This is a genomic window from Pacificimonas pallii (assembly GCF_019204005.1).
In the GTDB taxonomy this organism is placed as follows: Bacteria; Pseudomonadota; Alphaproteobacteria; order Sphingomonadales; family Sphingomonadaceae; genus Pacificimonas; species Pacificimonas pallii.
In genome coordinates this window covers 646,556-670,026 of record NZ_JAGSPA010000001.1, presented here as the reverse complement: position 1 = coordinate 670,026, position 23,471 = coordinate 646,556, and the positions used below count along the sequence as shown (strand labels likewise).

At 61.3% G+C, this 23,471-nt stretch carries 27 protein-coding genes; 15 read left to right on the top strand and 12 right to left on the bottom strand.

What is annotated here, in order from left to right:
* Positions 1 to 2 precede the first annotated feature (2 nt).
* The 4 genes from rsmG to KCG44_RS03120 are packed head-to-tail and all read right to left on the bottom strand — an operon-like array spanning position 3 to position 4,067.
* Entirely contained in the window at positions 3 to 608 is a 606-nt protein-coding gene (gene rsmG, locus KCG44_RS03135) for a 16S rRNA (guanine(527)-N(7))-methyltransferase RsmG (protein ID WP_218444145.1), read from the bottom strand.
* A 1-nt stretch (position 609) separates the two neighbouring features.
* The gene (mnmG, locus tag KCG44_RS03130) at positions 610 to 2,457 is read right to left on the bottom strand and encodes a tRNA uridine-5-carboxymethylaminomethyl(34) synthesis enzyme MnmG (protein WP_218444144.1); all 1,848 of its coding nucleotides are present in this window, start codon (positions 2,455 to 2,457) and stop codon (positions 610 to 612) included.
* Between the two features lie 46 nt (positions 2,458 to 2,503).
* The gene (gene mnmE, locus KCG44_RS03125) at positions 2,504 to 3,805 is read right to left on the bottom strand and encodes a tRNA uridine-5-carboxymethylaminomethyl(34) synthesis GTPase MnmE (protein ID WP_218444142.1); all 1,302 of its coding nucleotides are present in this window, start codon (positions 3,803 to 3,805) and stop codon (positions 2,504 to 2,506) included.
* A gap of 13 nt (positions 3,806 to 3,818) precedes the next feature.
* A complete protein-coding gene (locus KCG44_RS03120; protein ID WP_218444141.1) occupies positions 3,819 to 4,067 on the bottom strand; it encodes a DUF6489 family protein in 249 nt (82 codons plus the stop codon).
* 54 nt (positions 4,068 to 4,121) lie between these two features.
* Between KCG44_RS03120 and KCG44_RS03115 the strand changes: the two genes are divergently transcribed.
* From KCG44_RS03115 to KCG44_RS03080, 7 genes are all read left to right on the top strand, one after another.
* Complete coding sequence (locus tag KCG44_RS03115) at positions 4,122 to 4,526, top strand: GNAT family N-acetyltransferase (protein WP_218444140.1); 405 nt, start codon at positions 4,122 to 4,124, stop codon at positions 4,524 to 4,526.
* A 123-nt stretch (positions 4,527 to 4,649) separates the two neighbouring features.
* Positions 4,650 to 5,099: a nuclear transport factor 2 family protein gene (locus KCG44_RS03105; protein ID WP_218444138.1), complete on the top strand. Its 450-nt coding sequence runs from the start codon at positions 4,650 to 4,652 to the stop codon at positions 5,097 to 5,099.
* A 73-nt stretch (positions 5,100 to 5,172) separates the two neighbouring features.
* Positions 5,173 to 5,769 (top strand): HD domain-containing protein, encoded by a 597-nt coding sequence (locus tag KCG44_RS03100; RefSeq protein WP_218444136.1) that lies wholly within the window; start codon positions 5,173 to 5,175, stop codon positions 5,767 to 5,769.
* Between the two features lie 74 nt (positions 5,770 to 5,843).
* Positions 5,844 to 8,102 carry a xanthine dehydrogenase family protein molybdopterin-binding subunit gene (locus KCG44_RS03095; protein ID WP_218444134.1) on the top strand — a complete coding sequence of 753 codons (2,259 nt, stop codon included), beginning with the start codon at positions 5,844 to 5,846 and terminating at the stop codon, positions 8,100 to 8,102.
* Positions 8,102 to 9,112, top strand: coding sequence for a ferrochelatase (hemH, locus tag KCG44_RS03090; RefSeq protein WP_218444133.1), 1,011 nt, complete (start codon positions 8,102 to 8,104; stop codon positions 9,110 to 9,112). Before KCG44_RS03095 ends, hemH begins: the two co-directional genes overlap by 1 nt.
* Before the next feature lie 37 nt (positions 9,113 to 9,149).
* Positions 9,150 to 9,875, top strand: a complete 726-nt coding sequence (gene phbB, locus KCG44_RS03085) for an acetoacetyl-CoA reductase (RefSeq protein WP_218444131.1) — start codon at positions 9,150 to 9,152, stop codon at positions 9,873 to 9,875.
* 12 nt (positions 9,876 to 9,887) lie between these two features.
* Positions 9,888 to 10,115, top strand: a complete 228-nt coding sequence (locus KCG44_RS03080; protein WP_218444129.1) for a ribbon-helix-helix domain-containing protein — start codon at positions 9,888 to 9,890, stop codon at positions 10,113 to 10,115.
* A gap of 76 nt (positions 10,116 to 10,191) precedes the next feature.
* Here KCG44_RS03080 and KCG44_RS03075 read toward each other — a convergent pair whose 3' ends face one another.
* Entirely contained in the window at positions 10,192 to 11,256 is a 1,065-nt protein-coding gene (locus KCG44_RS03075; RefSeq protein WP_218444128.1) for a 5-(carboxyamino)imidazole ribonucleotide synthase, read from the bottom strand.
* Positions 11,253 to 11,753: a 5-(carboxyamino)imidazole ribonucleotide mutase gene (gene purE / locus KCG44_RS03070; protein WP_218444126.1), complete on the bottom strand. Its 501-nt coding sequence runs from the start codon at positions 11,751 to 11,753 to the stop codon at positions 11,253 to 11,255. Before purE ends, KCG44_RS03075 begins: the two co-directional genes overlap by 4 nt.
* Positions 11,754 to 11,844: 91 nt before the next feature.
* Between purE and KCG44_RS03065 the strand changes: the two genes are divergently transcribed.
* Entirely contained in the window at positions 11,845 to 12,549 is a 705-nt protein-coding gene (locus tag KCG44_RS03065) for a GGDEF domain-containing protein (RefSeq protein ID WP_218444125.1), read from the top strand.
* Here the strand turns inward: KCG44_RS03065 and gpmA are convergent.
* From gpmA to hemE, 6 genes are all read right to left on the bottom strand, one after another.
* The gene (gpmA, locus tag KCG44_RS03060) at positions 12,546 to 13,235 is read right to left on the bottom strand and encodes a 2,3-diphosphoglycerate-dependent phosphoglycerate mutase (protein ID WP_218444124.1); all 690 of its coding nucleotides are present in this window, start codon (positions 13,233 to 13,235) and stop codon (positions 12,546 to 12,548) included. The genes KCG44_RS03065 and gpmA overlap by 4 nt on opposite strands.
* Before the next feature lie 22 nt (positions 13,236 to 13,257).
* On the bottom strand, positions 13,258 to 13,998 hold the full coding sequence (locus KCG44_RS03055) for a TerC family protein (protein ID WP_218444123.1): 741 nt from the start codon (positions 13,996 to 13,998) through the stop codon (positions 13,258 to 13,260).
* Positions 13,999 to 14,010: 12 nt separating this feature from the next.
* Positions 14,011 to 15,267 carry a transcription termination factor Rho gene (gene rho, locus KCG44_RS03050; RefSeq protein ID WP_218444646.1) on the bottom strand — a complete coding sequence of 419 codons (1,257 nt, stop codon included), beginning with the start codon at positions 15,265 to 15,267 and terminating at the stop codon, positions 14,011 to 14,013.
* A 149-nt stretch (positions 15,268 to 15,416) separates the two neighbouring features.
* Complete coding sequence (gene putP, locus KCG44_RS03045; protein WP_218444122.1) at positions 15,417 to 16,913, bottom strand: sodium/proline symporter PutP; 1,497 nt, start codon at positions 16,911 to 16,913, stop codon at positions 15,417 to 15,419.
* Between the two features lie 74 nt (positions 16,914 to 16,987).
* A complete protein-coding gene (locus KCG44_RS03040; protein ID WP_218444120.1) occupies positions 16,988 to 17,422 on the bottom strand; it encodes a CopD family protein in 435 nt (144 codons plus the stop codon).
* Positions 17,419 to 18,438 (bottom strand): uroporphyrinogen decarboxylase, encoded by a 1,020-nt coding sequence (hemE, locus tag KCG44_RS03035; protein WP_218444119.1) that lies wholly within the window; start codon positions 18,436 to 18,438, stop codon positions 17,419 to 17,421. Before hemE ends, KCG44_RS03040 begins: the two co-directional genes overlap by 4 nt.
* Positions 18,439 to 18,802: 364 nt before the next feature.
* Between hemE and KCG44_RS03030 the strand changes: the two genes are divergently transcribed.
* The 7 genes from KCG44_RS03030 to KCG44_RS03000 are packed head-to-tail and all read left to right on the top strand — an operon-like array spanning position 18,803 to position 23,470.
* A complete protein-coding gene (locus KCG44_RS03030; RefSeq protein ID WP_218444118.1) occupies positions 18,803 to 19,648 on the top strand; it encodes a pyruvate, water dikinase regulatory protein in 846 nt (281 codons plus the stop codon).
* Complete coding sequence (locus KCG44_RS03025) at positions 19,645 to 20,271, top strand: Maf family protein (protein WP_218444117.1); 627 nt, start codon at positions 19,645 to 19,647, stop codon at positions 20,269 to 20,271. Before KCG44_RS03030 ends, KCG44_RS03025 begins: the two co-directional genes overlap by 4 nt.
* Before the next feature lie 20 nt (positions 20,272 to 20,291).
* A complete protein-coding gene (locus KCG44_RS03020; protein ID WP_218444116.1) occupies positions 20,292 to 21,104 on the top strand; it encodes a shikimate dehydrogenase family protein in 813 nt (270 codons plus the stop codon).
* Positions 21,101 to 21,748 (top strand): dephospho-CoA kinase, encoded by a 648-nt coding sequence (gene coaE, locus KCG44_RS03015; protein ID WP_218444114.1) that lies wholly within the window; start codon positions 21,101 to 21,103, stop codon positions 21,746 to 21,748. The genes KCG44_RS03020 and coaE overlap by 4 nt, the downstream gene beginning before the upstream one ends.
* The gene (gene dnaQ / locus KCG44_RS03010; RefSeq protein ID WP_218444113.1) at positions 21,709 to 22,410 is read left to right on the top strand and encodes a DNA polymerase III subunit epsilon; all 702 of its coding nucleotides are present in this window, start codon (positions 21,709 to 21,711) and stop codon (positions 22,408 to 22,410) included. Before coaE ends, dnaQ begins: the two co-directional genes overlap by 40 nt.
* Positions 22,411 to 22,421: 11 nt before the next feature.
* Positions 22,422 to 22,991: a ribosome hibernation-promoting factor, HPF/YfiA family gene (hpf, locus tag KCG44_RS03005; RefSeq protein WP_218444112.1), complete on the top strand. Its 570-nt coding sequence runs from the start codon at positions 22,422 to 22,424 to the stop codon at positions 22,989 to 22,991.
* Positions 22,988 to 23,470 (top strand): PTS sugar transporter subunit IIA, encoded by a 483-nt coding sequence (locus KCG44_RS03000; RefSeq protein ID WP_369411919.1) that lies wholly within the window; start codon positions 22,988 to 22,990, stop codon positions 23,468 to 23,470. Before hpf ends, KCG44_RS03000 begins: the two co-directional genes overlap by 4 nt.
* The last annotated feature ends 1 nt before the right edge of the window (position 23,471 follow it).

Below are 23,471 nucleotides of genomic sequence, written 5' to 3'. Positions count from 1 at the left end.
GTTCATCGTCGCTTCCCTTTCCGCCTGACGTCCCGCACAGCCAGGATACGCGCTTCGTCATCCGTCCGGCTGGGATGAAACGCGGCATGGAAGTCGAACTCCCGCCGCGCCGCATCCACCTCCGCCGCGGCACCCTTTCCTTTCGGGAGGAGCCACAACGTATGTTGTGCCGCAAAGCCATGCCCCCAGTCAAATAGCGTCGGAAGCGCCGCGCACGCTCTCGCACTGATGATATCGGCCTTCGGTGCGGTCATTGTTTCGGCGCGCTGATTGTGTACAGTCACCCGGTCCCGCAACCCAAGTTCATCGACAACGGCCTGTAGAAACGTGCATTTCTTCGTGCGCGACTCGATCAGATGCACATCTGCCGACACCATCAACGCCGCCACAATTCCCGGGAAGCCCGCCCCCGACCCGAAATCAACCCAGCATCTGACCTGAAAATTTCTGGGGATAAGATCGATCAATTGGGCGCTATCTTCGATATGCCGTTGACGTGCGTGCGGCAGCGTCGACGGCGCGACCAGGTTCATCCGCGCCTGCCACTCGTGAAGCATTTCGATGTAGCGTGTGAATTTCTGTTCTGTTTCACGTGAAACATCCGGCATGTCAGGCGGCATGCTTCACATGAGCGAGAAGAACGGTAAGCGCTGAAGGCGTGATGCCGGGGATACGCGAGGCGGCACCAAGGCTGACCGGGCGCGAGACCTCCAGCCGCTCGGCCATTTCGTTTGAAAGTCCAGGAAGCGCCTTATAATCCAAATCGCTGGGTAGGCGCCGGTCCTCCTCGGCTCTGAAACTCGCGACATCATGAGTTTGCCGCCGCAGATACTGGTCATAATCTGCATCTACACTGAGTGTTTCCGCGAGCGCATCGTCAAGATCACCGAGCGCGGGAAGAAGCGCACAAGCATCCGACCATTCGACGTTCGGGAAGCGAAGCCATTCAAACAAGGTGCGGCGTACGCCGTCCTGACGAACATCCAGTCCGGCCTCCCCCATCTCGCTCGGTGTCAGTTTTGTATTTTCGAGCAATGCACGCCCATCGTCATATGCGGCCCGATGCCCATGGAACCATGACGAGATTTCAGGCCCGGCGAGACCGACATCCATGGCCGTTGGCGTCAGTCGTCGATGCGCATTGTCGATCCGTAGAGATAAGCGAAACTCGGCGCGAGAGGTAAACATGCGATAGGGTTCGCTAACGCCCTGCGTCACCAGATCATCAATCATGACGCCAATATAAGCATTTGCACGGTCCAGGCGGAGCGGCGCTTTCCCCATCATGGCAAGGGCGGCGGACGCACCCGCGACCAGCCCCTGACCCGCCGCTTCTTCATATCCAGTCGTACCGTTAATCTGCCCAGCCATATACAAGCCCGGCACTTCCTTCGATTGCAGATCATGCCCGAGACCGCGCGGGTCCAGATAATCATATTCGACCGCATATCCGGGCCGCACAATCTCGGCGCGTTCCAGCCCCCGGATCGTCTGCAGGAATTTCGTCTGAACAGCGCGTGGCAGCGCGGTCGAAATGCCATTGGGATAGATCAGGCCTTCGCTCAGAGACTCCGGCTCCAGAAAGATCTGGTGCCCGTCACGATCGCCAAAGCGCGTGACCTTATCCTCTATAGAAGGGCAATAGCGCGGCCCGCTTCCTTCAATGTCGCCATTAAAGGTCGCGCTTTCATATAGATTTTCCCGGATGATCGCATGTGTTTCGGGACATGTTCTGGTGATCCCACAAGACAGCTGCGGCGCCTGTACATGAGTGGTCAGCGCCGAAAAGAAGTGCGCCTCGGCATCGGGTCGCTGCCAGTCGACACGCGTCCAGTCTATGGATTTTGCGGCGATCCGAGGCGGCGTCCCTGTTTTCAGGCGACGTACGCCCAGCGCTAACTCCCGAAGTTGCAGGGACAATGTCGACGCGGACCGTCCGCCTGCCCGCCCACCTTTATCGCGCCGGTGACCTTCGAACATCAGCCCGCCGAGAAATGTGCCCGTCGCCAAAATCACCGCAACGGCTGAGATGAGCGCGCCATCCGCAAGTACGATCCCGCCCACGCGCCCCTTTGCTATGTTGATCGCTGTCACTTCTCCGCAGATCAGATCGACACTGCTCGCGGCGAGCCAGGCCTGTGTCGCCGCGGCATAAAGTCGGCGGTCGACCTGAGCGCGCGGACCGCGGACCGCGGGACCCTTTTTCCTGTTCAATAGCCGATAGCCTATTGACGCGCGATCGGAAAAGCCCGGCATCACACCACCCAACGCATCGATTTCTCTGACAATGTGGCCTTTGCCCAATCCTCCAATGGCTGGATTACATGAAAGCGTGCCGGGGTCATCCGGAGAAAGCGTCATAAGACCGACGCGCGCACCAAGCCGCGAGGCCGCCGCCGCGGCCTCCACGCCTGCGTGCCCTGCACCAACGACCAGAATATCATATGCGTTGCGCACTAGCCGCCCTCAACTCGCTCGATCATTCTATGTTTCACGTGAAACATCACTTCCCTACGCAGAACCGGCTGAAAATTTGACCGAGGATTTCATCCGCAGTGTCGAAACCGGTCAGGGCGCCAAGTGCGAGTGCCCCATCCCGCAAATGCTCCGCGAGCAATACAGGATCGTCCACCGCTTCGGCAAGTACAAGTGCGTCAACCGTACGGGCCAACAATTCTGTCTGCCGCGCCGAAGTCGTGACAATCATATCCGCTGTTACGCCGCCCGCTATGCGATCGGCAATGGCGCCGAGCAGCGCGTCCATCCCCTCGCCCGTTATGTTGGAGATGCCAATCTCACCCGGCGAGACGTTTCGTCCCAAATCAGTCTTCGTTCGAACGATGAAGTCGGCGTCAGATATGCCGCCACCCTCTTCCTCATCGCCAAGCGTCCGAAGCCGAAAATCGGCGTCAGCGGCACGAACCCGGGCTCGCCTCATGCCCTCCTCTTCAATGGCGTCGTCCGTGACTTCACGAAGCCCGGCAGTATCGACCAGCGTGACACGATATCCATGCACGTCCAGCGGCACGTCGATTGCATCGCGCGTGGTCCCCGCCCTATCTGATACAATAGTGACGTCACTTTGGGACAACATATTGACAAGGCTTGATTTACCGGAGTTCGGCGGACCGGTCACGGCGATGGTGACACCGCGCCTGATCCGGCGCGCACCTGCCGCGCGCGACAGCACGGCCTGCATTTCTTCGCGCAGCGACAGAACATCGTCATGCGCTCGTGCCGCAAGGCGTTCCGCCACATCCTCTTCCGCATCAGCGAAATCCAGCGCGGCCTCGGTGTCAGCGCGGATCGACAGCAGACGCTCGCGCCAGCTCTCCGCCTTCATCCGCATGGTGCCGCCTGCCGCCATCATCGCCTGTCGCCGCTGCGATTCCGTCTCGGCATCGATAAGGGCCGCCAACCCTTCCGCCTCCGTCAGATCGATCTTTCCGTTCAAAAAGGCCCGGCGCGCGAACTCGCCCGGTGCGGCGGAACGATAGCCGGGTATCTTGCCAAGCAGCGCCAGAATATGTTCCACAAGGGCCACGCTCCCCGTCACCTGCAGTTCCAGAATATCTTCGCCGGTGAAACTTGCCGGCCCGGGAAACCAGATGGCAAGCGCATCATCAAGCGCGGTAGCGTCCGCAGGATCTCGCAACTGCATAAGCGAGGCTTGCCGCGGAACGGGCGCATTCCGCGACGTGAGCAGCGTCAGCGCGTCAAGCGCCGCTTGCCCGCTAATGCGAATAATCGCGACTGCGGCCGGTAACTGCCCGGATGACAGCGCGAAGATCGTGTCGTCACGCATTACCTGAAAACGCTCAATCGCTCTTGGTGCCCATGGCGGGGAACATCATCTTTTGCAGGTCGGACAGGCTGGCACCGCCCAGGGCCGTCATTCCGCTCATCCAGTTTTGCATCGCCGATTCGATATCGGCCTGCGTCAAGCCTTCCTCTGCAAAGCGCGTCATGCGAGCAACATAGGCTTCATGAACCGGTGACAGATCAGGCAGGCCAAAAAAAGCGCGTGCTTCTTCTGGCGTGCAGCCAATTTTGATATTTACTTTCATCCCGTTTTCACTTCCATCTTGCAGTGGGCCGTTCGCATCGCTTTACCGTGGCGAATGACGAAAGGCGAACGGCTCTCCATCCGCAAGGCAACACGCGCGGATATGGCGGCCATCCTTGAGATCGTAAATGACGCGATCCTGAATTCCACCGCCTGGTATGATGACCGGCCGCGTGCGCTCGCCGAACAGAACACCTGGTTTGACGCCAAAACGGCATCAGGCTGGCCAGTCTATGTTGCTCATTATCTTAGCGAAGATGAACAATCGATCATTGGCTTTGCGACCTTCGACACGTTCCGTGCCCGTCCAGCGTATAGCCGCACCGTCGAACATTCCGTCTATATCAGCAGCGCCGCACGCGGGGCGGGCGCGGGCAGGCGCCTGATGCACGCGCTTATTGAAGAGGCAGAGTGCCGCCGGCATTCATGCCATGACTGGCGGCGTGGACAGCGAGAATAGCGGAAGCATAGCTTTTCACAAGCAGATGGGCTTTCAAGAGATCGGACGATTGCCCGAAATTGGCAGGAAATTCGAGCGTTGGCTTAGCCTTGTCCTCATGCACCGCCTGATTGGAAGGACACCATGACGTCACTATCTTCGCCCCCTTACACACATTCCGATCTCCGGCTCCAGCGCTGGCTGGACCAGTTCGGGACCGGGAATGCCGATGCGCTCCGCTGCCTTCTTGCCGACGATGCCGTGTTTCTCTCGCCGGTCGTGCATACGCCGCAGGAAGGCGCAGAGCAGACCTTCGCCTACCTGTCCGCGGCGGATCACGTGTTTGAGGGCAGCGGTTTTCGCTACGTGCAGTTCCTCGTCGACGGAGATTCGGCAGTGCTGGAATTCGAGGCGACGATCGATGGTATTCACGTCAACGGCGTCGACATGATCCACTGGAATCCGGATGGCGGGATTGATCGGTTCAAGGTCATGGTGCGTCCCATGAAGGCGATGAACATATTGTGGGAGAAGATGGCCGCCATGCTCGCGGCCGCGGACGCCGATCGTACGGCGAACGGGACCCCCACCTGAAACGCCCTCTTAGCTTCGGGAAGTTGCGCCGCGCGACTTTCGACGCGATACTTCGGACAGGAGGAACCACATCATGGCGACAGCCCCCAATATGAATCTGGCGGACGCAGGTGCCCGCGCCGCGTTCAAAACGATGCGCGATGGCACGGAAGATGACTGGAAAATCATCGGCGCAGAGCATGCGAAGCATCAACAGGAGCGTCAGCCGGACGTGATTATGGAGCAGCTCGCGCGGCTGGGCGACATGCAGGTCGGTTTTCGCGCGGATCAATTGACGCACAGCCTCATGTGCGCCACCCTTGCCCGGCGGTCAGGCGCATCGCCGCAAGAGGTCGTGGCGGCATTGTGCCACGACCTTGGCAAGGCAATGTCGATCCCCAACCATGGCGCGATCGCCGCGGAGATCCTGCAGCCTTATGTGGACGATTACATCTATCACGCGATCAAGTGGCATCAGCATTTCCAGGGGAAATATTATTACAATCACATGGGCTTAGCGACAGATATGCGCGAACAGTTCAAGAATGAGGACTGGTACGCCTTCGCCGTGAAACTGGTCGACGATTGGGACGCCCCGGCCTTTGACGACGGGTTTGAATGCGACAGTCTGGAAAGTTTCCGCCCAGAGGTCACGGAAGTCTTCACGAAGCCCAAGAGGATGGCAGGCTGAGCGGAGCGGGGTTCTGCCGCGAATTTCCAAAGCGCGTGCAGACAAGCAGCGCGTAGCGCGCTAATCCGCACCTTATGGACGTACAGACTCCGAAATCCTCGCGCACCGCCGCTGAAGTCGTCCCCAAACGGGCGGGCGTGACGCGCCGCAAGCTGCTGATCGGCGCAGGCGCTGCCGCCGGGCTGGTTATCGGCTATGCTGTCTGGCCCCGTCACCGGTCGCTGAATTTCCCGGTTTTTGACGATGAAACGCTCATCAACGGCTTTCTGAAAATCGCCGCTGATGGCGAGATTACCGTCGCCTGTCCGCAGGCCGAGATGGGTCAGGGCGTATATACGGCGTTGCCGCAGCTTCTGGCCGGTGAACTGGGGGCCGACTGGACAAAGGTTGGCGTCCAGCCCGCGCCGCTTCATCCGCTCTATGCCAATCGCGGATTCGTCGCCGACGCCGGTGCGTCAATGCCATCCCTATTCGCTGGCATCGTAAGCTGGGCCGCCGTCACGGTCGTTGAGCGGCTGGAGCTTCAGGCGACTGGCGGGTCGACATCGATAAAGGCGTTTTGGGAGCCCCTGCGCATGGCGGGTGCGGCCGCGCGTGAGATGTTCATTCAGGCTGCCGCACGCCAGTTCGGCGTCGATCCGGCGACACTCGATACGGTGAATGGCTTTGTCGAGGGTGACGGGCGCCGCGCGAGCTTCGCGGAGCTGGTGCGCCATATCGATCCTGACGATGCGCCGGCGGAGCCACGCCTGCGCGGCAAGCCACCGCTCATTGGTACGCCCGCGCCTCGGCTTGACACACCCGCGAAGGTCAATGGCAGCGCCATGTTCGGTGCCGACGTCAGGCTGGCCGATATGGTATATGCCGCCATTCGTGCCGCGCCCCTCGGGTCGGGCGAACGCGCGACATTCGGCGGCCAGGCGGCACAGCAGATGCAAGGTGTGATCGACGTCGTCGAAGGCGAAGGATGGTATGCGACGGTGGCGAACCGGTGGTGGACAGCGCGCACGGCACTCGACCTCGTCGACACGGAATATGAATCGGGCGTCCTTGCCGAGAGTGTCGACATCGAGGCGGATCTGCAGGCTGCGCTTGATGATGAAACCTCGGGCGAAACCTTCATGAGTGTTGGCGATACTGCCGCCGCTGCTGGTGACGCCGACCTGCTGGTCGCGGATTATAACGTACCCTTTTTGGCCCATGCCTGTCTGGAGCCGATGACCGCCACCGTCAGGATAAATGAAAACGGCGCCGAAATCTGGCTCCCCACCCAGTCGCAAACGCTGGTTGCATGGAAAGTTGCGGACGCGCTCGACATGCCGTCCCGCAATGTTCGCGTCTATCCTACCTTCATCGGCGGCGGATTCGGGCGAAAGGTGGAGGTGGACGCCGCTGTGCAGGCCGCGACCATCGCAAAGGCCGTCGGAAGACCGGTCCAGCTCATCTGGCACCGCGAGGAGGACATGGCCCACGATATGTACCGCCCGGCCGTAAAGGCCCGCATGACGGGTGGCATCGGCGCGGACAAACGCGCCAGTGTCGTGACGGCGAAACTGGCGGCGCCCAACCTTGGCGCAAGCATGATGCGCCGGATGATGCCGCGCTTCGCTGGCGACGGCGACAGCGCGGCGATGGTAAAGGGCGTCTTTGATGGCACCTATATCGTCCCGAATATCAGCGTGTCGCATGTGGATGTCCCAACACCCGTTCCCCTCGGCTATTGGCGTTCCGTCGAGCATAGCTACTCCGCCTTTTTCGGCGAGAGCTTCATGGATGAGCTCGCCGCGCGCGCCGGGCTCGATCCGCTCTCATTCCGTCTGCGGCACATGGACGAGAATGGCCGGGCAGCGCGCGTCCTCATGCTGGCGGCATCGCGGGGGACTCTGGCCGCGGCCGTGCCTGAAAATGCGGGCAAGGGCATCGCGCTTCATTCCAGCTTCGGCAGTCATGTCGCGCAGGTCGCGGAGGTCAACATTCCGTCGCCGTCCGAAATCATTGTAAGAAAGGTTACCTGCGTCATCGACTGCGGACAGGTCGTGAACCCGGATATCGTCCGCGCTCAGATGGAAGGCAGCATAATTTTCGGGCTGACGGCGGCACTATTTGGCCGGATCGAATTTGAGGCCGGCGAACCGACCGCGCAGAATTTTGATCTCTACCCACTTCTCACAATGGCGGAGACGCCGGAAATCGACGTGCACATCATCGAATCGGACGCGCCGCCAGGGGGTGTGGGGGAGCCGGGCGTTCCGCCGATTGCGCCCGCCGTCGCCAACGCTGTCTTTGCTGCAACCGGTAACAGGTTGAGAACAATGCCGTTCCTGGATCGCTAGTGGCTCGACCGCAAGATCATCCCCCCATCGCCGACCCGAAAATTGGCGTCCTTCTTGTCAATCTTGGTTCACCGGACGCGCCGACGAAGGCGGCGGTGAAGCGCTATCTCGCCGAATTTCTATCCGACCGGCGTGTCATCGAAATTCCGCCGATCGCGTGGCAGCCTATCCTGCGCGGCATCATCCTGAATACCCGCCCGAAAAAAAGCGCCGCGCTTTACGCCTCGATCTGGGACCATAAGCGGGGCGGTTCGCCTCTCAAGCTGATTACCGAAGACCAGACGGCGGCGCTCGCCGCGACCCTTCCCGGTGTCTTGGTCGATCATGCCATGCGATATGGCGCTCCCGCCATCGCGGAGAGGTTGACGGCGATGAAGGACGCGGGCTGCGACCGCATTTTGATATGCCCGATGTATCCGCAATATAGCGCGGCGACGACGGCGACCGTCATCGATAAGGCCAGTGAAACACTTGGCAAAATGCGCTGGCAACCCAGCCTTCGCACGGTGCCGCCCTGGTATGACGACCCGCTTTATATAGACGCGCTGGCAAAGGACGTGAACGATCAGGTGGCAGCGCTCGATTTCGAGCCCGATGAGATCATCGTCACCTTCCACGGCATGCCGGCGCGTACGCTCAGTCTTGGCGACCCCTATCACTGCCATTGCCAGAAGACCTCGCGCCTGCTGGGCGAGAAGCTCGCCCGCCCGTATAGAACGGTGTTTCAATCACGTTTCGGCCCCGCCGCCTGGCTGCAGCCCTATCTCGACAAGACGTTGGCGGCCCTGCCCTCCGAAGGTGTACGGAAAATCGCTGTCGTTGCACCGGGATTCGTGGCCGATTGTCTGGAAACACTTGAAGAGATCGCCGGAGAAGGCAAAGAATTGTTCATGCAAGCTGGCGGGACGGACTTTGCCTATCTCGCGTGCCTGAACGCGCGCGCGCACGGAATCGAACTTCTGGCAAGCCTTGTGAAACGCGAACTCGGCGGATGGATCGAAACCGGCTAATCGCCGTTAATTGACAAACAGCAAGGGGAGCACAGATATGACCAGTCATGTAGCCATCGTAACCGGCGGAAGCCGTGGCATTGGTGCCGCCATCAGTGAAAGGCTGCGCGATGACGGCGTGACCGTCATCGCAAATTATGGCGGCAATGATGAGCGGGCAAAGGCCTTTACGGCAGAAACCGGCATCGACGCCATGAAATGGGATGTCGCCGATTATGATGCCTGCCAGGCGGGCGTGAAGGCCGTCGAAGAGAAACACGGCCCCGTCACCATCCTTGTCAATAATGCCGGTATTACCCGCGACGGCACGCTCCTGAAAATGGACCGTGAGATGTGGGAAGACGTCATTAACGTGAATCTCGGCGGCTGCTTCAACATGTCGAAGGCGGTATTCCCGGGCATGAAGGCGCGCAGCTTCGGTCGCATCGTCTCCATCGGTTCCATCAACGGTCAGGGCGGTCAATATGGTCAGGTGAACTACGCAGCGGCCAAATCCGGTATTCATGGCTTCACAAAGGCGCTGGCGCAGGAGGGTGCGCGTTTCGGCGTGACCGTCAACGCACTCGCACCGGGCTATATCGACACGGACATGGTCGCCGCCGTGCCGGAGCCTGTGCTTGAGAAGATCGTCGCGAAAATCCCCGTCGGCCGCCTCGGCCAGGCGCGCGAAATCGCGAACGGCGTTGCGTTTCTCTGCGGAGAGGATGCCGGGTTCATCACCGGCTCGACGCTGTCGATTAATGGCGGGCAGCATATGTATTAAACCGGGCGCTCAATGACCGATCCTATCAGTGAGGGGCCGCAGAAGCGGTCCCTCACCATTGCCGGACACCGCACCTCGATCAGCCTGGAACCGGTCTTCTGGCAAGCGCTGCATGACGCCGCGCGCGAAAAAGACATCTCGCTGGCCGCGCTGGTTTCCGACATTGACGAAGCGCGCAGCACACCGCTGTCGAGCGCCATTCGTGTCTGGTTATTTCAGCGGGCGTTGCACCTGCGGTGACCATTCGGGCATTGCCGCAAGACTGAACCGTCGACATGTACAGGCCCCGGTATAAGCCAGTATCGGCAGCGTATATTCAGCGGCGAATATGCGTCACATGCCCCATTTTGCGGCCCGCGCGCGCTTCACCCTTGGCATAGAGATGCAGATGCGCGCGGGGATCGGAGAGCGCATCCACCGCGCGCTCAACGTCGCTACCGATCAGATTGTCCATTTGTACGGCTGCGGCGGCAAGACCTGGATCGCCGAGCGGCAGGCCGCAAATCGCGCGGATATGGTTTTCGAACTGGCTCGTCCGGGCGCCCTCTATGGTCCAGTGCCCGCTATTATGTACGCGCGGGGCCATCTCGTTGAATACAGGTCCATCAGCGCCGCAGAAAAATTCAAGTGTGAGCAGGCCGACATAATCGAGGGCATCCGCCACTTTTCTGGCCAGCGCCTCTGCCTCCCGCGCCTGCGCTCTGACATCATGGCCCGCAGGCACGGTGGAACGTGCCAATATACCGTGCTCGTGCACATTTTCGGGCTCGGCATACAGCACGGAACGTCCGTCACCGCCCCGGGCAATCAATAGAGAGAATTCAGCCGTGAAGTCGACAAAACCCTCATAGACGCACGGAACACCCCCCATTTGCCGCCAGGTGTCGCTCAGATCGCTGCCTTCGTGCAGACGGATCTGCCCCTTACCGTCATAACCAAATCGGTTTGTTTTTAAGATTGCCGGCGTGCCTATCTTATGTGAAGCTGCCTCTAGGTCCAAGAGGCTCTCAACCGGCATGAAAGGCGCCGGTCGGCCGCCGAGATCCTGCACGAACATCTTTTCCGACACGCGGTCCTGTGCAATTTCGAGTGCGCGCGGGGGCGGTGACAGCCGCACATGTTCGGCAAGATAGGCAAGTGCGCCCGCATCGATATTCTCAAATTCAAATGTCACCACGTCGACGCTGTCCGCGAAACGCCCTAGCGATTCCAGGTCGTCATAGGCGCCGCGCGTCGTCAGGGCGGCGACTTGCCCCGCGCAGGGATGTTCATCAGGAGCATAGATATGCACCAGATACCCCATCTGCGCCGCTGCCATGGCCAGCATGCGGCCAAGCTGTCCCCCGCCCAGGATCCCGATGGTCGATCCAGGAGGGATCATTCAGGCTGGTCCGCGACACTCTCGGTCTGGCGCGCGCGCCAGGCGTCGAGACGTTCCGCCAACGCGTCATCGAACGCCGCCAGCATGGCCGCCGCCAGCAGGCCGGCATTTTTGGCCCCGGCTTTGCCAATGGCGAGTGTTCCCACCGGAATGCCGCCGGGCATTTGCGCGATCGACAGCAGCGAATCCTGCCCGGACAGTGCTTTTGACTGTACCGGCACGCCAAGCACGGGGAGCGGCGTCAGGGCGGCCGTCATGCCTGGCAGATGTGCCGCGCCGCCCGCGCCCGCAATGATGATTTTCAGGCCCCGCCCTTTCGCGGTTTTTGCGTAATCGTACATCCGGTCGGGCGTGCGGTGGGCCGAGACGATGCGGACTTCGTGCGACACGCCAAGTTCCGTCAGCACCTCCGATGTCGCGGTCATCGTGCTCCAGTCGCTCTGACTTCCCATGATGACGCCGACATCCACATCGCCGGTTGGGGTCGCAGCACTCATGCCGTCGTCTTGGTTCCTGTTAACCATTTGAGAAGCACCTTAGCCTAGGAGGGTTGTCATGTCTCGTCCATGGGCGATTGTGAGGACCATCATGCCAGCATCGCTTGTTTCGCGAGAAGAATCCCATTCCGACAGTCCGGTCGATCTGCAGCGGCCGCCTGGCTCTGTAACCGGCGGCGCGCACAAGCTTGACGCGCTTGCAAAAGCGGCCAGCGACCTCTCCCTCAGCACGGAGAAGACATTCACGGCCATGCGGGCCGAAGTGCGCAGCCTTGAGCATCAGCTGAATGCCGCGCGGATACGTATCGCCGAGCTGGAGCGGCAGACCGAGACCGACGATCTGGTGCCGATCGCCAACAGGCGCGGCTTTACGCGTGATGTCACCCGCGCAATTGCCGATCTGGAGCGCCACGGCACCAGCTCTGCCGTCATCTTTATCGACGTCGATCATATGAAGACCATTAATGACGAGCACGGCCATCTGGCGGGGGATGCGGCCCTGCTGCATGTCGGCAGCGTGCTTCTTGAGAATTTGAGGACGACAGACAGTCTCGCGCGCATTGGCGGCGATGAATTCGTCGTATTGCTCAGCCATGTTGACGAGACCGACGCGCGGCGAAAAGCGACGGAACTGTCCTCCGCGGTTGCCGACATGCCTGTACAATATGCCGGTTGGCGCTTCCCGCTGACGATTTCGGTCGGCGTGCAGATGCTGAAACCGGGCGTCGGTTTTGACAGGCTTCTCTCGGATGCCGACCAGGAAATGTATGCCGTCAAGCGTCAGAACCGCACCTAGCTGCGATCCTTGAGATAGTATCGCTCGACCTCGTTCAGATTTTCATCCAGATTGTAGATAATCGGCTGACCAGTGGGGATTTCCAGGCCGGTAATGTCATCGTCCGAAATGCCCGACAGATGCTTCACAAGCGCGCGCAGGCTGTTGCCATGCGCGGATATCAGCACGCGCTTTCCCGCCTTGAGCTCGGGAGCGATTGCGCTGTTCCAATAGGGCAGGACACGTTCGATCGTATTTTTCAGGCTTTCCGCCAGCGGGACCTTCACGCCTGCGTAGCGAGGATCGCCTGACAGATCGAATGCGCTGCCCGCGTCCATCGCTGGCGGTGGTGTATCGAAACTGCGGCGCCAGATATGCACCTGCTCATCGCCGTGCCGGTCGCGCGTCTGCTGCTTGTCGAGCCCGGTCAGGCCGCCATAGTGACGTTCGTTGAGCTGCCAGTTCTTGGTGACGGGCAGCCATAGACGGTCCATCGCCTCCAGCGCCAGATTGAGCGTCTTGATCGCGCGCGTCTGATACGATGTGAAACAAAGATCGAATTCCATCCCCGCCGCCTTCAGCGCCTTTCCGGCATCGATAGCCTCGGTGGTTCCCTTCTCGGTCAGATCGACATCCCACCAGCCGGTAAACCGGTTTTCCAGATTCCATTGGGACTGGCCGTGACGGATCAGGACGAGCTGGGGCATTTATCGTATCTCCTAGAGCAGATCAGGCGAATATGGATGTGAGGAAGGGCAGCGTCATCACGCCGACATCGGGATCGACAAAGCCCTCGTAGATCATCTTGCCCGCCACATAGAGAATGACGGCGAGGCCGACATAGGCGATCCAGCGATAGCGCTCGATATATTTCGCGATGAAGTTCGCGGCGACGCCCATCAACGCCACCGACAGGATCAGACCGACGATCAATATGCCCGGATGCTCGCGCGCCGCGCCCGCAACGGCAAGAACATTATCGAGGCTCATCGACACGTCGGCCACGGCCACGGCCCACACCGCCGCCCCAAAGCTTTTCGATGCCCCGAGGCCGGAATGTTCATCGCCCTCGATCTCTGGCGAGCCCGGCGACATCATCGCCCCGCTGCGCACCTCGCGCCACATCTTCCACGCAACCCACAGGAGCAGCATGCCGCCCGCAAAGATCAGCCCGACAATACCGAGCAGCCACGTCACCATCAGCGCGAAGATGACGCGCAGGACCAGCGCCGCAATGACGCCAATCGCAATCACCTTCCGCCGCTGATCCGCGGGTAAACCGGCAGCCAGAGCGCCGACCACGATGGCATTGTCACCTGCAAGCACGATGTCGATCATCAGCACCTGGCCAAAGGCGCTGAGCGCGCTGGGGCTGGTAATGTCCGAAAAATCCCGGACGATGGCCGCCCAGATTTCCGCGGGGCCACCGAGATCCTGAATGAACAGGAAATTCAGGATCGATAAGTCCATGAGGCGCGGACCCTACTGGTTCATGGAGGAGAAGAAGTCCTCGTTGGATTTGGAATCCTTCATCTTGTCGAGGAGGAATTCCATCGCGTCGACAGTGCCCATCTGCATGAGGATGCGGCGCAGGACGTACATTTTCGCAAGCACGTCCTTCTCGACCAGAATCTCTTCCTTGCGCGTGCCGGATTTGCCGACATCGATGGCAGGGAAGATGCGCTTGTCGGAAACCTTGCGGTCAAGGACGATTTCGGAATTGCCCGTGCCCTTGAACTCTTCGAAGATCACCTCGTCCATACGGCTGCCGGTGTCGATCAGCGCGGTGGCGATGATGGAGAGCGAGCCGCCCTCCTCAATGTTACGCGCGGCGCCGAAGAAACGCTTGGGGCGCTGCAGGGCGTTGGCGTCGACGCCGCCGGTCAGGACCTTTCCGGAGGACGGCACGACGGTGTTATAGGCGCGGCCAAGGCGGGTGATCGAATCGAGCAGGATGACGACATCCTTCTTATGCTCAACGAGCCGCTTGGCCTTTTCGATGACCATATCGGCGACCTGAACATGGCGGCTTGGCGGTTCATCGAAGGTGGAGGCCACGACCTCGCCCTTCACCGAACGCTGCATGTCGGTCACTTCCTCGGGTCGTTCGTCGATCAGGAGAACGATCAGGAAGACTTCCGGATGGTTTTCCGTGATCGCGCGGGCGATGTTCTGCAACAGGACGGTCTTACCGGTGCGCGGCGGCGCGACGATCAGCGCGCGCTGGCCCTTGCCCTGCGGTGCGATGACATCGATGACGCGGCTGGATTTGTCCTTGATGGTCGGATCGGCGACGTCGAGGTTCAGTTTTTCGTCCGGGTAAAGCGGCGTCAAGTTGTCGAAGTTGACACGGGTGCGGACAACATCCGGGTCGTCGAAGTTGATTTTCGAAACCGTGTTCAGGGCGAAATAGCGCTCGCCATCCTGCGGCGCGCGGATTTCGCCGTCGACCGTGTCGCCGGTGCGCAGCGAATATTTGCGCAGCAGCGCGGGCGCGACGTAGATGTCATCCGGACCGGCGAGATAATTCGCCTCGGGCGAGCGCAGGAAGCCAAACCCGTCAGGCAGGACTTCGATGGTGCCGGAGCCAAGCACCTCATTGCCGTCCTCGGCCTCGCCCTTCAGAATGCCGAAATAAAGATCCTGCTTGCGCAGCGTCGACGCGTTCTCGACACCGTAATCCTCCGCCATCGTCACGAGGTCGGCGGGCGCTTTGTCTTTCAGGTCTTGCAGATGCAATACGGGCATGAACTGGTCTTTCAGGGGATGTTTCGGTCAGCCGGTGTGCAGAACGCACGGATGGCCCGGAACGGGCGCTGACATTGAGAAAACGTGCCGCAGGAACCTGCAGCGATCAATTCACAAAATACGCCGCTTCCAGGGGGACGTCAAGCGGCCCTGATGCTGGCGTCGACACGGTCGAAAGTTGCCACCGACCCCGGCTTTGTTTGCGTCACCAGGCTGACAAGGTAAATCGCCGCGGCTGACAGGCAGAACCCCGGCACGATTTCATAGATGGCGGCGCCAAGCCCCGCGCCGTTCCAGGTGAACGGGCCGTAGACCCAGATGATGACCGTGGCAGCGCCAACAAGAATACCGGCAAGCGCGCCGGCAAAGGTTGTACGGCGCCACCACAGGCTGAACAGGATGAGCGGACCAAAGGCGGCGCCGAACCCTGCCCAGGCATTGGCGACAAGCGTCAGCACGCTGGACGAACGGTCGTGCGCGAGGCCGATGGCGATGAGCGCGACGGCAAGAACGGCAAAACGGCCGACAAGGACGAGCTCTGACTGGCTGGCCCCGCGGCGGATGAAGAGGCGGTAGGCATCCTCCGTCAGGGACGAGGACGCGACCAGAAGCTGCGAGGAAATGGTGGACATGATCGCCGCGAGGATGGCGGCAAGCAGGAAGCCGCCGATGAGCGGATGAAACAGCAATTGCGACAGGATGATGAAGATGGTCTCCGGATCCTCGACCGCGATGCCATTGGCGCGGGCATAAGCGAGGCCGACGAAGCCCGTTGCGCAGGCACCGATGATGGTCACCGTCATCCAGCCCATGCCGATGTTGCGCGCGGCCGGAATATCCCGCGCCGAACGGATGGCCATGAAGCGCACGATGATATGCGGCTGGCCGAAATAGCCAAGACCCCAGGATGCCGCCGATATGATCGCCAGCGCGCCGATGCCGCCGCCGAACCAGTCGAGCAGGTTCGGATCGATGGCATTGAGCTGCGTCGTCAGGCCGTCCGCACCGCTCAATCCGCCAAAGGCCACAAGCGGCACGATAATGAGCGCGGCGAACATGATGCAGCCCTGGACGAAATCGGTGATCGACACGGCCATGAAGCCGCCGAACAGGGTATAGGCCACCACAACCCCCGCCGTGATCCACAGCCCGAACCGATAGTCGATCCCGAATGCGCTTTCGAACAGCTTGCCGCCCGCGACGACACCTGACGCGGTGTAGAGCGTGAAGAACAGGATGATGACGAGCCCCGACACGATACGGAGTGCGTGGCTGTCGTCCTGAAACCGCTTCTCGAAATAGTCGGGGATGGTGATCGCATCGTCGGCAAGCTCGGTATAGGTCCTGAGCCGCGGCGCGACGAAGACATAGTTGAGCCACGCACCGATCAGCAGACCGACGGCGATCCACGCCGCGCTCAATCCCGAGACGAACATCGCGCCGGGCAGGCCCAGCAGCATCCAGCCCGACATGTCAGAGGCGCCCGCCGAAAGCGCGGTCACCCCCGGACCCAATTGGCGCCCGCCCAGCATATAACCCGACACGTCATTCTGCGTCGCCCGCCAGCTGTAGATACCGATGCCCAGCATCAGCGCGAAATAGATGGCGAGCGAAATGAGGGTGCCGGTTTCGATCATGCGGGATTCCGTTCTTGCAGATTCATCTCAGCGCCGTTCGCGATTCCGGCGGCATGGTCTTGCGGATGAACAGGTCAGAACGGCTTCACGACGGCAAGGATGACGACGCTGATGACGACGACGCTGGGAATTTCGTTCATCAGGCGCAAGCTCTTTTCCGAAACCGGTCTCTCACCTGCCAGCATTTTCCGCGAAAGCCCAATCAGCCAGCCGTGAAAACCGCTAAACAAGAACACGATCAGCAGTTTCGCATGCAGCCAGCCATTGCCGACAAGACCGATATTGACGATGAGCGCGATACCGAGAAGCCAGACAATGAGCATGCTTGGCGTCATGATGACCCGGCGAAGGCGGCCGATGCGCTCGCCCCAGCGATCGGCAAGTTCCGGCTCGCCGTGCAGGTGGACGAGGTAGCGCGGCAGGATGAACATCGACGCCATCCAGAAAATGACGAAGATCAGATGCGCCGCCTTCACCCACAGATAGGCGGCCCCCAGAAAACCGGTCATGCCCGAATGGCCGCCAGCGCCTCGTCAACATGGGCAAGAGGCGTTTCCTTTGAAATGCCGTGGCCAAGGTTGAAAATATGCGGTCTGCCCTTCAGCGCCGCCCTGATGGCCGCGACGGCATCGGTGAGCGCCTTGCCGCCCGTCAAAAGCACCATGGGGTCAAGATTGCCCTGCACCGGCAGTCCGGCGGGCAGTATTTCGTGCGCCCAGGCGGGATCGACGCTTTCATCAATGCCGATCGCATCGACGCCGGTTTCGCGGGCGTAGCGCAGCAGCTTGCCGCCCGCGCCCTTTGGAAAGCCGATAATGGGCGTATCCGGGTGCCGTGCCCGCACGGCATCGACGATACGGCGTGTCGGGGTAATGCACCAGCGGAAGAATTCTTCGGGCGCAAGGCTGCCGGACCAGCTGTCGAACAGTTGCACGACCTCCGCCCCCGCCTCAATCTGGCCGCAGAGATATTCGACGGTGAGGTCCGAGATCGCGTCGATGAGCGCGGCGAAGCGGCCGCGTTCGCGGTAGGCCATCAGCCGGGCCTCCGCCTGTTCCTTCGAGCCCGACCCGTTCACCATGTAGGTCGCGACCGTCCACGGACTGCCTGCAAAGCCGATCAGCGTCGCATGTTGAGGAAGATCGGCAGCGACGCGGCGCACGGTTTCATAGATCGGATCGAAATGGTGATGCGCGGGCGTCAGGCTGGCAAGGTCGGCGACGGCGAGGCGCGGCGACAGATCGGGACCTTCGCCCGCCAGGAACCTCAAATGCTGCCCCATGGCATGCGGCACGATCAGGATATCGGAAAACAGGATCGCCGCGTCGAAACCATAGCGGCGGAGCGGCTGCAGCGTGACTTCCGCCGCCGCCTCGCTGTCATAGACAAGGTCCAGAAAACCGCCGCGATCCGCACGCAGGGCGCGATATTCCGGCAGGTAACGCCCGGCCTGACGCATGAACCATATCGGCGGCGGATCAAGCGCTTCGCCCTTCAGGACGTTCAGGATCGGCTTATCGGCCATGCCCTACCTTCTCTTCATTCCTATTTAATAAATAGGAGTAGTTGTTGGTGCGGTGAATGTCGGGGCTTAACGGGCTATCCACATAGTTGCCAACATGTCATCGCGTCCAGCGAATCGCGGCGTTTGCGCGGTTCATACTCGTTAAGGACCGTTAACACACAGGCGGTTTCTCCTCGGGCGTGAATCTGTGGACGAATCGTGACTCGAATCGGCGGGATTCCAGCCGACGAAATTCCACCGGCTTCCGTATCCGAGTCGTCCGCGAACTTTTCCACAGGGTTACCCCGCCATTCGGTTTTATCGTTAGACGCGCCTTCGTTTCGGGTGTCGCAATTCCTGCCGACAGGAAATAGGGAGCAGGATCATGGCTGCCCGTATTCACATCCATCTCGTTTCGGATTCAACCGGTGAGACCCTGGAGTCCGTCGCGCGCGCCAGTCTGGCCCGTTTTGAAGGCGTCGACGCCGTGAAGCATTTCTGGCCGCTGGTACGCTCCAAGGGACATATGGACCGGGTGCTGGATGATATCGCCAGCAATCCGGGATTGGTCATCTTCACGCTGGCGACGGGTGAAGTGCGCAACCATCTGGAAACGCGCACCGAAGCGCTGGGGCTGCCGGCGGTATCCGCGATCGATCCCGTCGTCGCGGGCCTCGCCATGATGCTGGGCAAGGCGGCGACGGCGAAGCCGGGGCGCCAGCATAAACTCGATGACGCCTATTTCGCGCGTGTCGAAGCCATCAACTATACGATGGCGCATGACGATGGCCAGATGGCGGAAAACTGGAATGAGGCGGACATATTGCTGGTCGGCGTATCGCGCACGTCGAAAACGCCGACCAGCATCTACCTGGCCAATCGCGGCTATAAGACGGCGAATTATCCGCTGGTCCCGACGCGCGATCCGCCGCCGCACATGTTCCAGCTGAAAAAGCCGTTCATCGTCGGACTGACGACCACGCCGCAACGCCTGGTGGAGGTGCGGCGCAACCGCCTCCTCAGCCTGGCGCAGGCACCCGATACGACCTATGTCGACAATGAACGGGTGAAGGCCGAAGTTCTGAACGCAAGACGGCTGTTTGCCGATCAGGGCTGGCCGGTCATCGACGTGACGCGCAAGGCCATTGAGGAAACCGCGGCGGCGGTCATCAATCTGATGAACGAAGCGCTGCCAAGCGGCGAAGCCGGCGGCCCCTCGCCAAGCGCATGACCGACCGGCCCGCGCCCCAGCTGATCCTGGCGTCCACCAGCGCATCGCGGCGGGCGATCCTGAACGCGGCGGGCGTGCCGCATGAGGCGATGTCACCAGGCGTCGACGAAGCGGAGCTGAAACTGTCCCTGACCGCCGCCGGGGCACGCCCGCGCGCCATGGCGGATGCGCTCGCGGAGGCCAAAGCGATGAAAATCGCCCTGCGCGTCGCGGACAGTCATCCCGGCGCGCTGGTGCTGGGCGGAGACCAGATCCTGGCGCGGGACGATGGCGGGACGATGGACAAGGCGGCGGACATGGCGGAACTGCGCGCGCAATTGCTGTCACTGCGCGGAAGAACGCACCGGTTGATGTCAGCGCTGGTGATTGCCGAGCGGGGCCGCGCGGTATGGCGGCATATCGATAGCGCGAAACTCACCGTCAGGGCGTTTTCCGACGAATGGCTGGACGCCTATCTGGTTCGCGAGGGCGAGACACTGCTTTGGGGTGTGGGCGGTTACCGGATCGAGGATATGGGCATTCAGCTGTTTTCCCAGGTCGAGGGCGACCAGTTCACCATCAGGGGGCTGCCGCTGCTGCCGCTTCTCGACTATCTACGGACGCGCGGGGTTCTCGCTTCGTGAACTGGCATGATTTACCCGCCATGACGCGGCCCTATGCAGAAGTGATCGGCGACCCGATCGCGCAGTCGAAATCGCCGCTGATCCACAGGTTCTGGCTGGAAAAGCTGGGAATCGACGCGGATTACCGGCATGCGCATGTCCTTCCGGCTGAGCTTGGCGACTATATCGCCGCGCGGCGGCGGGACCCCCTTTGGCGGGGATGCAATGTCACGGCACCGCACAAGCAGGCGGTCCTTGCGGCCTGCCATAGCATAACCCCCGACGTGAACATGATTGGCGCGGCCAACACCGTCGCCAATACGGATGCGAGTGGCATTTCGGCCCACAATACCGACTGGCAGGGGTTCCTGCGACCGCTGGGGCAGATGTATCTGGGCGGACGCCATGCCGTGGTGATCGGCGCCGGCGGCGCGGCGCGGGCGATTCTATATGCGTTGAGGGCGCGGGGTATCGGTCATGTGACGATGATCAACCGGACGCGTAAGAAGGCGGCGGCGCTTCTTGGTGATTTGCAGATCGTTGGCGATGTGCAGCGGCCCGGCATGGCATTGCCGCCAGCGGACCTGCTTATCAATGCGAGCACGCTCGGCATGGCGGGATTCAGCCCGCTGGAGATCGACATCGCGCCCCTGCCGTCCCATGCCGCGGTCTATGATATCGTCTATTCGCCGCTGGAGACGGATTTGCTGCGCGCCGCCCGGCAACGCGACCTGATCTGCCTTGACGGCCTTGGCATGCTGATCGGACAGGCGATGGCGGCGTTCAGCGTCTTTTTTGGCGAAGATGCGCCGCATGCGGATGAAGATGACCTGCGCGCGCTGCTGACGTCATGAAGGTCATCGGGCTAACAGGGTCGATCGGCATGGGGAAATCGACGGTCGCGTCGATGTTCGCCGCTCTGCGCGTGCCGGTGTTCGATGCCGACGCCGAAGTGCATCGCCTGCAAGGACCCGGCGGGCGCGCGCTGGCGATGATCGAAGCGGCGTTTCCGGGTACCACGGGACCGGATGGACTGGACCGCCAGGCGCTTGGCAAGGCGGTGTTTGGTAGACCCGCGGACCTGAAACGCCTGGAGGCGATCATGCATCCGATGGTGGCCGCGGCGCAGAGCGCGTTTCTGGCGCGGGCGCGGCGGGGGCGGACGTCCTTCGTCATCCTCGACATTCCGCTCCTGTTCGAAGGCAGTGGCTGGAAACATGTCGACGGCATCATCACGGTGTCCGCCCCGGCACGCGTGCAGCGCGCGCGCGTGCTGAGACGGCCCGGCATGACAGAGGCGAGGTTTCTCGCGATTCGCGCGGCGCAGGTGCCGGACCGGCAGAAACGCGCACGATCCGATTTCATTATCGAGACGGGGCGCGGGAAACGGGTCACTTTACGCGCGGTGCGGCGGCTTGCGGCTTGCCTCTCGGTCCATGGAGTCCGATACTGCCGTCAATGCGTGAAATCATCTTCGACACGGAAACGACGGGCCTAAGTCCTGATTCAGGCGACCGCATCGTGGAAATCGGCGCGGTCGAGCTTGACGGGCTGATGCCGACGGGCCGGACGTTCCACGAACTTATCCATCCTGACCGCGACATGCCCGCGGAGGCCGAGAAAATTCACGGCATCTCAATGGAGATGCTGGCGGATAAGCCGCGCTTCGCGGACATCGCCGACAGCTTCCTGGCATTTATCGGCGAAGATGCGAATCTGGTGGCGCACAATGCCAGTTTCGACATGAATTTCCTGAATGCCGAGCTGGTGCGCATCGGCAAACCGAAACTGTCGCAGACGCGCGTCGTCGATACGCTGGCCATGGCGAAATCAAAGATTCCGGGCGCGAAACTGACGCTGGATGCGCTGTGCAACCGCTTTGGCATCGACCTGTCGCGCCGCGTCAAACATGGCGCGCTCCTCGATTCCGAACTGCTGGCGGATGTCTATGTCGAGCTTTGCGGCGGGCGGCAGCGGGGCATGGACTTGCAGGCCGATGCGCCCGCCGACGATCTTGCCATCGCGGCCCCGCCGCAGACCCGCAATTGGCCGAAGCGGACCTTCTTCGTTTCCGCGGACGAGGCGGAACGGCACAGAAAGTTCGTTGCCGCGTTGGATAATCCGGTGTGGGACCGCTATGCCGACTGTTTGAACAGCTAAGGGAGACCTCCATGGATATTCGCGTTTCGGGACATCAGATCGATGTTGGGGCTTCTCTCACCACTCACGCCAAGGACCGGATTGTCGGCCTTTCGGAAAAATATCCGGTTGGCATGACCGGTGCGAATGTGACCGTCGCAAAAGGCGCGCATGAACATGAGTTCGACGCCAGTATTCTGGTGCAGGCCTCACAGGGCCTCCACATGAAATCGCACGCCCATGCGTTTCGCGACGCGCAGGCCGCCTTCGATGCCGCGGCGGAGAAGCTCGAAACGCAATTGCGCCGCTACAAGCGAAAACTGACCGACCGTGACCGCAAGGGCGCGCCGCCGCCGCAGATCGGCGCGGAATATCGCGTGTTGCAGCGTGATCCCCGCGAAGAACTGGAGGAAGCCGACGAAGCGCCGCTGATCATTGCGGAAAGCGCGGGCGATATTCCGGAATGCAGCGTGGCGACAGCCGTGATGATGCTGGACCTGCGCGATACCCCCGCTCTGATGTTCACGGACAATCAATCGGGCAAGCTCGCCATGGTTTACCAGCGTCAGGACGGTCATATCGGCTGGGTCGAGCCTAAGTGACAGGCCCGCACGCATTCGATCCGGCGAGGCTGCTTTGCAAAGGTTGTATCGAGGTCGAGCTGGCCGCCGAAACCATGGCGGGACTGATGCAGGCGCTGGCCGAAATGCTTGCCGGCGCGACAAGTCTCGACGCGGCGCTGATCGCCGAGGCGCTGGTGCAGCGTGAGCGGGTGGGATCGACGGCCTTTGGCGGCGGTTTCGCGGTTCCGCACGCCCGCCTGTCCGGCCTCGACAATGTGGTGGGCGCGTTCGCGGTCCTGACCCGTCCGGTCGACCTCCGCGCGCTCGATGGGGAGCCGGTCGATCTGGTCTATGCCCTCATCTCCCCCGAAGAAGCGGGCGCGGATCACCTGAAGGCACTTGCGGCGGTCAGCCGTCTGATGCGGGACAATGCACTTGTCGAAAAATTGCGCGGCGCCTCTTCCGCCGACGCTGCGCATGCCCTGCTCGTCACGCACGGCTGGAGCCAAGCGGCCTAGC

Bases quoted from the DNA above. Each gene is read 5' to 3' on its own strand.
- rsmG (WP_218444145.1), bottom strand. From the start codon at position 608: ATGCCGGATGTTTCACGTGAAACAGAACAGAAATTCACACGCTACATC.
- mnmE (WP_218444142.1), bottom strand. From the start codon at position 3,805: ATGCGTGACGACACGATCTTCGCGCTGTCATCCGGGCAGTTACCGGCC.
- KCG44_RS03120 (WP_218444141.1), bottom strand. From the start codon at position 4,067: ATGAAAGTAAATATCAAAATTGGCTGCACGCCAGAAGAAGCACGCGCT.
- KCG44_RS03115 (WP_218444140.1), top strand. From the start codon at position 4,122: ATGACGAAAGGCGAACGGCTCTCCATCCGCAAGGCAACACGCGCGGAT.
- KCG44_RS03105 (WP_218444138.1), top strand. From the start codon at position 4,650: ATGACGTCACTATCTTCGCCCCCTTACACACATTCCGATCTCCGGCTC.
- KCG44_RS03100 (WP_218444136.1), top strand. From the start codon at position 5,173: ATGGCGACAGCCCCCAATATGAATCTGGCGGACGCAGGTGCCCGCGCC.
- KCG44_RS03095 (WP_218444134.1), top strand. From the start codon at position 5,844: ATGGACGTACAGACTCCGAAATCCTCGCGCACCGCCGCTGAAGTCGTC.
- phbB (WP_218444131.1), top strand. From the start codon at position 9,150: ATGACCAGTCATGTAGCCATCGTAACCGGCGGAAGCCGTGGCATTGGT.
- KCG44_RS03080 (WP_218444129.1), top strand. From the start codon at position 9,888: ATGACCGATCCTATCAGTGAGGGGCCGCAGAAGCGGTCCCTCACCATT.
- KCG44_RS03075 (WP_218444128.1), bottom strand. From the start codon at position 11,256: ATGATCCCTCCTGGATCGACCATCGGGATCCTGGGCGGGGGACAGCTT.
- purE (WP_218444126.1), bottom strand. From the start codon at position 11,753: ATGAGTGCTGCGACCCCAACCGGCGATGTGGATGTCGGCGTCATCATG.
- KCG44_RS03065 (WP_218444125.1), top strand. From the start codon at position 11,845: ATGCCAGCATCGCTTGTTTCGCGAGAAGAATCCCATTCCGACAGTCCG.
- gpmA (WP_218444124.1), bottom strand. From the start codon at position 13,235: ATGCCCCAGCTCGTCCTGATCCGTCACGGCCAGTCCCAATGGAATCTG.
- KCG44_RS03055 (WP_218444123.1), bottom strand. From the start codon at position 13,998: ATGGACTTATCGATCCTGAATTTCCTGTTCATTCAGGATCTCGGTGGC.
- putP (WP_218444122.1), bottom strand. From the start codon at position 16,913: ATGATCGAAACCGGCACCCTCATTTCGCTCGCCATCTATTTCGCGCTG.
- KCG44_RS03040 (WP_218444120.1), bottom strand. From the start codon at position 17,422: ATGACCGGTTTTCTGGGGGCCGCCTATCTGTGGGTGAAGGCGGCGCAT.
- hemE (WP_218444119.1), bottom strand. From the start codon at position 18,438: ATGGCCGATAAGCCGATCCTGAACGTCCTGAAGGGCGAAGCGCTTGAT.
- KCG44_RS03030 (WP_218444118.1), top strand. From the start codon at position 18,803: ATGGCTGCCCGTATTCACATCCATCTCGTTTCGGATTCAACCGGTGAG.
- KCG44_RS03025 (WP_218444117.1), top strand. From the start codon at position 19,645: ATGACCGACCGGCCCGCGCCCCAGCTGATCCTGGCGTCCACCAGCGCA.
- KCG44_RS03020 (WP_218444116.1), top strand. From the start codon at position 20,292: ATGACGCGGCCCTATGCAGAAGTGATCGGCGACCCGATCGCGCAGTCG.
- coaE (WP_218444114.1), top strand. From the start codon at position 21,101: ATGAAGGTCATCGGGCTAACAGGGTCGATCGGCATGGGGAAATCGACG.
- dnaQ (WP_218444113.1), top strand. From the start codon at position 21,709: ATGCGTGAAATCATCTTCGACACGGAAACGACGGGCCTAAGTCCTGAT.
- hpf (WP_218444112.1), top strand. From the start codon at position 22,422: ATGGATATTCGCGTTTCGGGACATCAGATCGATGTTGGGGCTTCTCTC.